At 57.3% G+C, this 11,404-nt stretch carries 11 protein-coding genes; 7 read left to right on the forward strand and 4 right to left on the reverse strand.

The annotated features are described in order from the left end of the window. Nucleotides 1-188: 188 nt before the first annotated feature. A complete protein-coding gene (locus HMPREF3098_RS09455; RefSeq protein WP_035114430.1) occupies nt 189-386 on the reverse strand; it encodes a DUF3073 domain-containing protein in 198 nt (65 codons plus the stop codon). Between the two features lie 407 nt (nt 387-793). Next, complete coding sequence (locus HMPREF3098_RS09460; protein ID WP_246815918.1) at nt 794-2,104, reverse strand: CAF17-like 4Fe-4S cluster assembly/insertion protein YgfZ; 1,311 nt, start codon at nt 2,102-2,104, stop codon at nt 794-796. Nucleotides 2,105-2,283: 179 nt separating this feature from the next. On the opposite strand from HMPREF3098_RS09460, the gene HMPREF3098_RS09465 reads away from it, so the two are divergent. Beyond that, a complete protein-coding gene (locus HMPREF3098_RS09465) occupies nt 2,284-3,129 on the forward strand; it encodes an aminodeoxychorismate lyase (protein ID WP_246815921.1) in 846 nt (281 codons plus the stop codon). A gap of 15 nt (nt 3,130-3,144) precedes the next feature. On the opposite strand, the gene HMPREF3098_RS09470 is transcribed toward HMPREF3098_RS09465, so the two are convergent. Further along, the gene (locus HMPREF3098_RS09470; protein ID WP_070434917.1) at nt 3,145-3,822 is read right to left on the reverse strand and encodes a heme-binding beta-barrel domain-containing protein; all 678 of its coding nucleotides are present in this window, start codon (nt 3,820-3,822) and stop codon (nt 3,145-3,147) included. Between the two features lie 22 nt (nt 3,823-3,844). Next, nucleotides 3,845-4,783, reverse strand: coding sequence for an LmeA family phospholipid-binding protein (locus HMPREF3098_RS09475; protein WP_070434918.1), 939 nt, complete (start codon nt 4,781-4,783; stop codon nt 3,845-3,847). A gap of 83 nt (nt 4,784-4,866) precedes the next feature. Here HMPREF3098_RS09475 and HMPREF3098_RS09480 point away from each other — a divergent pair, with 83 nt between their 5' ends. The 6 genes from HMPREF3098_RS09480 (at nt 4,867) to pstB (ending at nt 11,328) form a co-directional block, all read left to right on the forward strand. After that, on the forward strand, nt 4,867-5,550 hold the full coding sequence (locus tag HMPREF3098_RS09480; protein WP_070434919.1) for a winged helix family transcriptional regulator: 684 nt from the start codon (nt 4,867-4,869) through the stop codon (nt 5,548-5,550). 21 nt (nt 5,551-5,571) lie between these two features. After that, the gene (mshD, locus tag HMPREF3098_RS09485) at nt 5,572-6,552 is read left to right on the forward strand and encodes a mycothiol synthase (protein WP_070434920.1); all 981 of its coding nucleotides are present in this window, start codon (nt 5,572-5,574) and stop codon (nt 6,550-6,552) included. Nucleotides 6,553-7,171: 619 nt separating this feature from the next. After that, the gene (gene pstS, locus HMPREF3098_RS09490; RefSeq protein WP_141739741.1) at nt 7,172-8,278 is read left to right on the forward strand and encodes a phosphate ABC transporter substrate-binding protein PstS; all 1,107 of its coding nucleotides are present in this window, start codon (nt 7,172-7,174) and stop codon (nt 8,276-8,278) included. Between the two features lie 164 nt (nt 8,279-8,442). Then, a complete protein-coding gene (gene pstC / locus HMPREF3098_RS09495; protein ID WP_070434921.1) occupies nt 8,443-9,510 on the forward strand; it encodes a phosphate ABC transporter permease subunit PstC in 1,068 nt (355 codons plus the stop codon). A 9-nt stretch (nt 9,511-9,519) separates the two neighbouring features. Then, a complete protein-coding gene (gene pstA, locus HMPREF3098_RS09500; RefSeq protein ID WP_070434922.1) occupies nt 9,520-10,434 on the forward strand; it encodes a phosphate ABC transporter permease PstA in 915 nt (304 codons plus the stop codon). Between the two features lie 117 nt (nt 10,435-10,551). After that, on the forward strand, nt 10,552-11,328 hold the full coding sequence (gene pstB / locus HMPREF3098_RS09505) for a phosphate ABC transporter ATP-binding protein PstB (RefSeq protein WP_070434923.1): 777 nt from the start codon (nt 10,552-10,554) through the stop codon (nt 11,326-11,328). Nucleotides 11,329-11,404: the final 76 nt, after the last annotated feature.

The following is an 11,404-nucleotide window of genomic DNA, read 5'->3' on the forward strand; positions in this document are numbered from 1 at the left end:
TCGGGCCTGCGGAGCTTTTCTGTGGGCACGGGATGCCCACCACTCGGTCACAAAGGCATTGAAGTACAGCAGATGCACGTTGCTGGAACCCAAAACGACTAACCCCACTTCCGTGTTTAGAACTAACAGGCAGTGGGGTTAGTCGTTTTTTAATGAAAGCTGGTGCTCGCAAGCGTGGGGGGATCAACTCAGCGAGACGAAGAGTGATTGTCTTCGTCGTTCCATTCATCCCATTCGTCGTCGTCATAAGACGAGTAGCGATCATCGTCGTTGGAGGAAGAACCCGAAAGTTCCCTCTGCAGACGCTCCAGATCCATCTCTGGAGTGTTGTACTTCAACTGACGAGCAACCTTGGCTTGCTTAGCCTTGGCACGGCCGCGACCCATGGCCTGACCCCCTTGCGGTGTCCTCGGGCGACTCAGGAGTTCGGCCACCCTGCTTTTACGTTTAAAGTTTCTTCCTGTCCTACACCATAGCGGGTGCGCAAATATTTTTCCGCAAAGGGGTGCCCTCAACACGCCCATCCCCTAGGCGTGGTCGAGGCGGTTCAGCGTGCTGACGTGCGATTTTCCAAAAAATCTAGCTCGTCGAGAAAAATGAAAAATTTGAATTCAACGGAACTTATAAGTGGGTGACAACCTGCAACAGGTTTCAAGTAATTCGTCACCTTCTTGCGCTGTTTTGTCGGGCTCTTCGGCGTTTTCTCCCTTGCTGGTCCTATGCCCTAGGGCTGTTGCGCAGCTGGTTGATTGCTGCTTTGTCGGGGTGTTGGGCGCTTTCTCGCCTGCTGGTCCTATGTCCTCGGGCTGTTGCGCAGCTGGTTGATTGCTGCTCGCCCCGGTCGCACCGTGTCATCGCGGACTAGGTCGGCTGGGTCAATCGCCGCGTCTACACCGTCGGCTTGCAGAGCCGGGACTTTTTCTGGGGTCGACGCCAGCTTCTCCACAACCCCGCGCTTGACCAGAGCCAAAGCGATGGGCCCTAAATCACCGTCATGAGCACTGCTACCTACGCGGCCGATGGACGATTTACCGGCGGTGAGTTCGGATCCGACTGCAGGCAGTCGGTTGGCGGAACCGTCGAGATGAAGCAACACGATAACCCGCGGTGGCTTGCCCAGGTTTTGCACGCGCGAGACGGTCTCCTGGCCCCGATAGCAACCCTTGTTGAGGTGTACGGCGTGGGCGCTGGGGCCGTCGGTCACCGTACCGAGCGTGGTGGCCTCGGCAGACCGCGGGCCCGTGAAGAACATGGATTCGTGGGGGATAGTTCGCTCGTCGGTATCGATGCCTACCTCAGGGATGCGAGCGGCGATGCGAAGAGCGTCGTAGGCCATGTGTCCGGTGGGGGCTGCAACCTTAGAGAGCACATCCCAGGCAGCAGCAATGTCCTCGCGGGGAACCCAGATGTCCAAGGCTCCCATTCCGCCGGACGAATCCGGAATCCCGACAGCCCGGAGGCTGCGAGCGCGCCACGAATGGGCGCCGGGGAGGGTCGTTATAGCGTCAATAAGAGCAGCCAGAGGGGCATCGGAACCCAGGCCAGCCTCGCTCGGAGATGCGAGAGAGGAATGAAGCTCATTGGATGCGGAGTCCGTATTCAGGCTGCCCGCGGCGTCGACAAAAGGAAGAAGGCGCCCTACGACAGTCAGCTGGGCCAGAGGCAGGACCTCGACCTCGACCTTGGCCCAGAAAATCATCTTGGTTAGGTAGTCCGCCAAGCTGTCAGCGTGTGCGGCAGGGCAGTCCAGCAGTAGACCTTCGGGCAGGGCTGCGATGCCAAACTGATGGGTAACGCGACCCTGGAGGTCAAGGAGCAGCCCATAAGTGGCTGCGCCGGGATCGATGGCATTGACCTTCTGGGAAATGAGGTCGTTGAGCCACGTTCGGGCCTCCTCGCCCCTCACGAGAATGGCAGTGCGGTCCCAACGATCGACGAGACCCAGCGAGCGGGAGAGGCGTTGCTGCTCAACAAGCGGGTCACCGTAGTGGGCTGCGGTGGGCGTGGTCGCATCGTCGACCACGTTGGCCGCGCCCGGAACGTGGGAAACCAGTGGGCTAACGGAATGTTCCAACACATCTTCCATGGTAGGCACAAACCTCATTCGGGGTTTGTCTGGGGGTGTGTTGCGACGGTGGCGTGGGTTTGCCGATATAGGCTTGGGGGCATCGGAGCGCCAATGAAATGATGGCGCTCATATTGCTGGAGAATCGGGAAGAGCCACAGATGACTAGTCGGGATTCGCACCAAAACACCGTGGTTGTGAGTGTTTTGCGAAGTGGAATGGATACCTCTTTGGAACCAGAAGTGGTAGATCCAGGATCACCCCTAATCTACGCCGATGACTTGGCTGCGGTGCGCGGTGATGGGGTGTTTGAAACACTAATGCTGCGTGATGGACAGGTTCGCAAATTGGAAAGGCACTCTCGCCGATTTCGCAATAGCGCCATGATGCTCAATTTGCCCGAACCCGATATTGACCAATGGCATCGGGCGACCGAACTGGCAGTTCACGCGTTCGCAGAGACGGTGGGCGCACCCGAAGCCGCGCTGCGGTGGGTCTATTCGCGAGGCCGCGAGTCCACCGGTCAACCCACCGGATGGATTACGGTGGCTCCCATCAGCCCGGAAGTTGTGCGGGCCCGTGAGGAGGGGGTGGACGTAATGACGGCTGAGCGAGGGTTCCGCATTGACCTCTCACAGCGCTCACCGTGGGCGTTGGTGGGAGCGAAGACGTTGAGTTACGCGGCGAACATGGCCGCGTTGCGCTCCGCTAAGGAGCGGGGTTATTCGGACGTCATCTTCATCTCCGACGAGGGCCACGTTTTGGAAGGGCCGACGTCCTCGGTGATCGTGGTTAAGGGCAAGACATTGCTGACGCCGCCTACCCACGCCGGCATTTTGCCCGGCACCACCCAGGCTGCGCTGTTTCAGATCGCGGAAGCGGCCGGGTGGGAAACTGCCCAGCAAACCTTGACAGTGCAGGATTTGCTGGACAGCGATGGGGTGTTGCTGGTCAGTTCCGTGCGCGCATATGCGCGGGTGAACTCCATTGACGGTCACCCCATTGGCGAAACCGATAATGCCACTGAGATCCAAGCCATGGCTTGGCAGGCAGTGACCAGCTAACTGGGAGGTCGCGGACTAGCCCACAACTCGGTGAAGCTGTGCAGATAACCACGGCACCATCTCACCGTCGATGAGGCGCTCATCCACCCAACCCAGATCGTTGTTTGGCATCAGTCCATACAGACGTTTGCCTGGGCCCAAAGCAGCTGGCCCCGTCGCGGTCACCATGGTGGAGGCGCTTTCCAGCTCCCACGCGCGCTCAGTCATGGGCTTGCCGTACATGATCTCGACCATGCCATCGGAGTGCGAGACGATGAGTTCGATTTCATCTTTGTCGTTGATACGCCAAAAACCGGTCTCGCGACGATCAGGGGTGGACATGGGCTGGCCGTCGTCATCCATTCGCCAGGTGCGGGACTCGTAGCGCAGACGATTTTCTCCGTCGTGGGCGATAACGATCTGCTGGCCGAAAGTGTGCTCGCTTTCACCGGGATGCGCCGCTTGGCCCTGTCCTCGCCACACACCTACCAAAGGCAACAGGGCAAGTAGTCCATCGTGCAGATTTGGGCCGAGCCGAAGATTCGCTGTATCGGCAGGAATCGGGATGTCCTCAAAGTCCGGCACGTTCTTGTGAGCCGTCTGCTTCGCTGCTTCGGCAGCACGATCCACGGCCTGGTTTGGATCTACTTTGCCGGGTGCGTGTGTTTCGCCACTCTCTGCAGGTTCGTTCCGGGGGTTTGCTTCATCACTCATGGACCCCAAGCATACCGGTCGGCTATAGGCCCGGCTTTTCCTCCTCCGCCAGGCGGCGACCGTGAGGGATCAGGTCTTGCAGGCTAACGGTGGTGTAAAGCTGTTCTGACTCGAAGAAAATGGAACCACCCGCCACATAAACCCGCTTCGGCTTTTCTTTGAGGGGCAGTCGTTCTCCGGGGATCTTGAGGGTAAAGGCCTGCTCAATACGACTTCGAGTTTTTTCGCTTAGCTGATCGCCTTCTACTAAGGCCGCAGAACCCAGGAGCCCTTCTTGCGCGGTTTCCGATGGCCCCTTCAGAACGGCGGTGGGGGTGAGGTACACATCGCCTTCTTTGATTCGCAGCTTCATCTCGACGGTCGCTGGGGCTTTGAAGCCTTTCGGTGTGCCCTCGAAGATAGCTTCGGTTTCCCAACCGCCACGTGGTGAAATATCGTCGCGGTTCTGTATGAGCAGATCGTCGACCTGCATCTTATTGCCGATTGTCACCCCGTCCAGTTGCAGCCGCGTAAATACCTTTTTGGCTGGCGCATTGGTGAAAGGTTGTCCTAGTACGGCCCGCCACGGCAGCGTGACATATTGGGCGGATTTGTGCACGCTCATGAGTCCCCACTCGGGCATGTCCACGTCCTTGGCGTTGACAGTAATAGCTTGTACTTCGTGGGTGAAAACAGATGCGGTGTAGGGCGATCCTGCGACAAACACGCTGGGCGGATTGGCGAGGTTGGAGTTTTCGTACAGTGTCTTCGAATACAGGTGCTCGGTCCGACCTGCGACCAAGCTGTCGGTGAACGCGGTAACCACAACCAGGATGACCAAGGTGATTAACGCGCGCACTCCCCACTTCGCCCAGCGGGGGCGAGCGGGCACAGGTGCGCAATTCGCGCGGGCTGCCGCCGGCGAATCGGTTGTCTCCGCAGGGGAGGCCGATTCTGCAGAACTATTATCGAGATTGGTCATCACTCACATTTTTACCCCACTTCACCGATTCCCCAAGTCACCGCACTACAGTAGGCCACAGCAATAAGGAAGAAAGGCTGGCCGTGAACATTGTCATGCTGACGAATGCCGCCGATATCGGCGGGGCGCTCCCCGCCCTGCCTTTGCTGAGTCATTCCCTTACTCGACTTGACGCCAAAGCTGCATCGATCCGGGAATTGAGCGGTGCGGATATCGTCATCATCGATGTGACAGGGGATAATCTCCTGCGTGCCCGGGATCTTTGCCGTGCGGTCGCCGCCGCCCATCCCACGTTGCCTGTCGCCATTGCGATTGCAGAAGCCAGCCTCATTGCGGTGGACTCGTCGTGGGCGGTCGATGATTTTATGCTTCCAAATAGCTCGCCCGTTGAGATTGATACTAGGTTGCGCCTACTCACCACCAGGCGCCCAGTTGCGGTCGACCAGGCCGAAAACTCCCAGGTAGCCGCCATCGGAGGTCTGGTGGTAGACGAGGTGACATATGTGGCCCGCATCGATGGCGCCCCTCTGGACCTGACTTACAAGGAATTCGAGCTCCTCCACTTTCTCGTGCGCAATGCGGGGCGCGTGTTTAGCCGGGAGCAGCTGCTGCAGGATGTGTGGGGGTATGACTATTTCGGTGGCGCTCGGACGGTAGATGTACATGTCAGGCGGCTGCGGGCGAAATTGGGTCGGGATTACGAACATTTGATCGCCACTGTCCGTAATGTGGGTTACAAGGCTGTCGCTCCGGAGGAGTGGCAGTAGCCCCCGTGGAATGGAAAAGCTATGACTGGACACATTGACACCGAAGTTTTCACCGATCTGCCTACCGATCTTGAGTTGGTCGAAAAGATCGAGGAGGTACTCGATCGAGTCACTGAGTCAGATGGCGTGGCCCCCTTGGGGGAGGCGTTTCTGCGGGGTTTGCGGGAGGACCGCGGACATACTCACGTTGTTGCTTTTGAAAAGGGTGAGGTAGTCGGTGTTTTGGCCATCGATTCTGACCGCGTTGTGGAACTGGCTGTTTTACCTTCTCGACGCCACGCTGGAATCGCCACACGCCTGTTCCAGGCACTCAAGCAGTCGGCTGGTTTTAGCGGGGTAGTGGATGTCTGGGCACACGGGGATGGGTCGGAAGCACAGCGATTCGTGGCCACATTGGATGCACGGCGTACCCGTGAGCTGCTGAAGATGGCGGTATCGTGCCCTCCCGGCTCTCCGAGAGCGAACGAATTTGCCATGATGGCCGAACGCGCGCGCAAGAGCTTGACCGGCAGCGGAATTAAGGTCCTGAACTATGCGGAGGCCTCGGAGAAGTTTGGCGTCGATCATGTAGACGAAGAGTGGGTACGAGTAAACAACGAAGCTTTCGCTTGGCACCCGGAGCAGGGTGGTTGGAGCGTGGAGCACCTGCGCCGAGAAAAGGACACCGGCTGGTTTGATCCGGATGGGGTGCTGATGTTGTGGATTGACGATGAGAACCCGGAATGCATGGGATTCCACTGGACCAAGATTCCTCTGGCGGAGCGGGAGAAGGACGAAGGACAACGGGTCGGTGAGGTCTACGTTGTGTGCCTGGCGGATGCGGCGCGTGGCAGGAAACTAGGAGGCCCCGTGACTTTGGTGGGGATGGACTACCTCATGGACCGTGGTGTGGGGGAGATTGAGCTGTACGTAGAAGGAGATAATGCGCCGGCGGTATCTACGTACGGGAAACTGGGATTTTCCGTCGTACATACCGATGTGGTGTACCGCGGGCAGCTCTAACTGGGATTTTCCGTCGTACATACCGTTGTGGTGTACCGCGAGGGCGGCTCTAACTGGGAGCGCTGCCGTGTATTGGTGGGCGTGTGTTAGCGAGGTCCTCTCGTAGCGACCTTCGCAGAAACCAAATGCGGCTGGCCGTAGGCGGGAGGGCCACCACGTATGCTCAGGTGCTGGGGTCAAACCAATTGCGGGGGCCGGCGGGGGATTGGTGTGGTGAGCTTTAGCGGTCAGTTTTCGTTGTGGGGTCGGGGAGGCTGATGGTGAAAATGTGACCCCAGTGCGCTTTGAGGTTAATTCAAGGTAAACTCGATGTGAGAGCGCCTGTTTCGGGGGTAGGGGGGTGGTGTGCTTTCCAAGGAAAATCCAAGGTTGATGCTACGAAGTTTTACTGCTCCGACCAGCGAGTTTGATGGAGTTAACGAAGAGTTAACCTCTAGGGCTCCTAGAGTCCATAGGCGGTCGTTAGATTCTCAACCGAAGCACAAACACCTGTTAGGTGGGCTGCGCGCAAAGTCGGTCACCAATCGACCGAGGCTATACAGCTTGCGAGAACTGGGAAAGTTTCGTGCATATTCAATCCACACTGCTGTCACAAGACCGATACTCGGAGGAATGTAACGTGACCTTCACTAACAAGCGTGCTACCGCTGCTGCCGCAGCTCTGATGGCTGGCTCCTTGATCCTGACCGCCTGCTCTTCCGCCGATAAGGGTGGTTCGAACGGTGGTTCTGGCAAGAGCGAGAGCAGCTACCCAATGACCGATGCTAAGGGCGAGCTGAAGGGTGAGGGCGCAAGCTCTCAGCAGAACGCTATGGAGAACGTTTTCGGCCCAGCCTTCTCTGAGGCTGGCAATACCTCGGCTTACAACGCAACCGGTTCCGGCGCTGGTCAGACCCAGTTTGTTTCCGGCCAGGTCGACTTCGCGGGTTCTGACTCCGCATTGAAGGACGACCAGATCGATGCCGCTAAGAAGCGTTGTAAGGGTAACGATGCATGGCACCTCCCAATGGTTATCGGCCCAGTAGCGGTCGCTTACCACGTTGAGGGCGTTGACTCCCTGAACCTGTCCACCAAGACCGTGGCAAAGATCTTCAAGGGCGAGATCAAGAACTGGAACGATCCTCAGATCGCCAAGGAGAACGAAGGCACCGAGCTGCCAGACAAGCCAATTTCCGTGTTCTACCGCTCTGAGGAGTCCGGTACTTCTGACAACTTCCAGAAGTTCCTGAAGGCCGCCACCGGCGACTGGGAGGGCGAGGGCAAGGCCTTCCCCACCAAGGTTGGTTCCGGCGTTAAGGGCTCCACCGGCGTTGCTGGCGAGGTTGAAAAGACCGACGGTGGCATCACCTACGTTGAGTCCGGTTTCGTGAAGGACAACGACAAGGTTAAGCCAGCCAAGATCGACTTCGGTGCAGGCCCAGTTGAGTTGAACAAGGAGTCCGTCAACAAGGCTCTGGAGAATGTGAAGTTCAAGGGCGAGGGTAACGACCTGGTTGTTGACTCCAAGGCTCTGTTCGCTCAGAAGGGCGAGGGTGAGTACCCACTGGCTCTGACCACCTACGAGATCGTTTGCTCCGCAGGTTACGACGACAACGTTGCGGGCCTAGTCAAAAACTTCATGTACACCATCCTGGACAACCAGGAGAAGCTCGGCGACGAGGGTTACATCCCAGCTGAGGGTGAGTTCAAGAAGAAGCTTGAGACCGCTGTTGGCGCTCTGAAGTAATTCGGCGCTATCAAGTTGCTACTTCGGTGAGTGCAGAGAAGTAGTTACAAATATGTCCTGCTAGCGCTCACCAACCTAGCCCCCAAGTCGAATTTATCGATTGGGGGTATTGGTGCGAAATAGGCATTACGTTACATTCCTAAGTATTTTAAGGACCCACTTTCATGGCACATGCCAACAAAATCGAGGTTGATCGAGAACCTCAGGCGGTTGCGACGGAGGGGCAAGGGCGCGATCAGCTCGAAGCTCCGGATGGCAACAGCCAACGTGTTGGAGGCTCGCACGTCAAGCGGCCCGGAGACGTGATTTTCGAATCGCTCGCCAAGACTTCGTCCATCCTCATCACCTTGATGATCGCACTGATCGGCTTGTTCCTCATCTGGCGTGCCGCTCCTGCACTGGGGCGTCTGCGCGATGGGATCGGAAGCTTCTTCACCTACGGCGATCGTTGGGACACCAACTACACGACTAACGACGGTGGATGGATGCAGTTCGGCATTCCGAACTTGTTCTTCACCACTGTGTTGGTTTCTCTTCTCGCTTTGCTGATTGCGATGCCAGTCGCATTGGGCGTGGCGATCTTCCTGTCCAACTACTGCCCAAAGAAACTCATTAAGCCCCTCGGCTTCCTCGTGGACCTCCTGGCTGCGGTCCCTTCCATCGTTTTCGGTATCTGGGGCATGCAGATCCTCGGGCCAAGCCTGGGTGGATTCTACGAATGGCTGTCGTCCACCCTTGGCGGATTCTTCCTCTTCAATTTCCAAGACGGAACGTCGCCACCATTCTCTACCAGCCGTAACGTCTTCACTGGTGGCATCGTCCTCGCTATCATGATTCTTCCCGTGATTGCGGCAACCGCGCGCGAAGTGTTTGTGCAAACCCCACGCGGCCAAATCGAAGCAGCTCTGGCACTGGGTGCCACCCGCTGGGAAGTTATTAAGATGACCGTTTTGCCATTCGGTCTATCCGGTTACATCTCTGGCGCGATGCTCGGCCTTGGTCGTGCGCTGGGTGAAACGATGGCGTTGTACATGGTTATCGCGTCCGCACCTAGTTTCCGTGCTTCTCTCATGGACGGTGGTACCACCTTTGCCACGGCCATTGCTAACGCTGCTCCCGAGTTCAATGACAACCTCAAAGCCGGTGCCTACATTGCCGCTGGTCTGGTGCTATTCGTCTTGACTTTCTTGGTCAACGCGGCAGCGCGCGCGGTTGTAGCGAAGAACAGTTAGGAAAACGACATGTCACACGCTGTAACCGAAGCTCCAACAGGAGCATCTAACCAGCTGCTCCAGGGAATCTCTGGTAGCCGCAAGGCCAAGGACAAAGTCGCCACAGTGCTGGTTTACCTGACTATGGCCTTGGCGCTGGCCCCACTTATTTGGGTTGTTGCAAACGTGGTTATCAAGGGCCTGCCCGTGGTTCTTGATTCCAGTTGGTGGGCCTTCGATATGGCCGGCCAACCTAACTCCAAGCCCGGTGGCGGTATTTCGCACGCCATTATCGGTACCTTGACTCAGGTCATTGTGACCTCATTGCTCTCCGTTCCCATCGGTGTGTTCACGGCAATCTACCTGGTGGAATACGCCAACGGAAGCTTCCTTGGGCGCATCACCACTTTCATGGTGGACATCCTTACCGGTGTTCCTTCCATCGTGGCCGCTTTGTTCGTCTATGCCATGTGGATCACCATGTTCGGTTTCGACCGCTCTGGCTTCGCAGTTGCTATTGCTTTGGTCTTGCTGATGATCCCGATCATCGTTCGCAACACGGAAGAGATGCTCCGCATTGTTCCGATGGATCTGCGTGAGGCCGCTTTCGCCCTGGGTGTTCCTAAGTGGAAGACCATCTACAAGATCGTTTTGCCAACCGCGCTATCCGGTATCGTCACCGGCGTAATGCTGGCTGTGGCTCGCGTGATGGGTGAGTCCGCCCCAGTTCTAATCCTCGTGGGCGCAACCCCAGCCATTAACTGGAACGTATTCGAAGGAAACCAGAACTCCCTGCCGCTGTTCATGCTGCAGATGTACCAAGCAGGTACGAACCCCAACGTGATCGACCGCATGTGGGGTGCTGCATTCACCCTGGTGCTATTGGTTGCCGTCCTGATGATCGGCGCTCGCCTGATTTCCAAGCGCTTCTCTGTCAAGGTCTAAACGGCCAACGCAGTCAACTCTTCTCATCGCTAAACACTGAACACACCTTGGCTCCACAACCGCGGAACCGGGCCCTAAGCCCAGGTGCGGAGCCGAACAAATACTTAGGAGTACCTCATGGCCAAGCGCCTTGACCTCAAGGATGTCAACATCTACTACGGTGACTTCCACGCTGTACAGAACGTCAACCTCAACATTCCACCACGTGCTGTGACCGCCTTCATCGGCCCATCAGGTTGTGGCAAGTCCACCGTCCTGCGCACCCTGAACCGTATGCACGAGGTAATCCCGAACGCCACCGTACAGGGCGAAATCCTCCTCGACGGTGAGGACATCTACGGTCCAAAGATCGACCCAGTATCCGTACGTAATACCATCGGCATGGTGTTCCAGAAGGCCAACCCATTTCCAACCATGTCCATCGAAGAAAACGTGGTCGCTGGTCTGAAGCTGTCCGGTGAAAAGAACCGCAAGAAGCTGCGCGAAGTTGCCGAAAAAGCCTTGCGCGGCGCCAACTTGTGGGAAGAGGTGAAGGATCGTCTCGATAAGCCAGGCGGTGGCCTCTCCGGTGGCCAGCAACAGCGTCTTTGCATCGCCCGTGCTATCGCTGTGGAACCGGAAGTTCTTCTGATGGACGAACCATGCTCTGCTTTGGACCCAATTTCCACTCTCGCGGTGGAGGATCTCATCCACGAACTCAAGGAAAAGTTCACCATCGTTATCGTGACGCACAACATGCAACAGGCAACCCGTGTGTCCGACCAGACCGCGTTCTACTCCCTGGAGGCAACCGGTAAGCCAGGTCACCTCGTCGAGGTTGGACCAACCAAGAAGATCTTCGAAAACCCAGACAAGAAGGAAACCGAAGACTACATCTCTGGACGCTTCGGATAAGTTCTGCTGTTGCTCGTCAGTCGAGTAGCCCGAGGAATAAAGTGGCGGGAAGCCGGCGAAAATGCCGGCTTCCCGC

It is taken from the genome of Corynebacterium sp. HMSC28B08 (assembly GCF_001806865.1).
GTDB lineage: Bacteria > Actinomycetota > Actinomycetes > Mycobacteriales > Mycobacteriaceae > Corynebacterium > Corynebacterium auriscanis.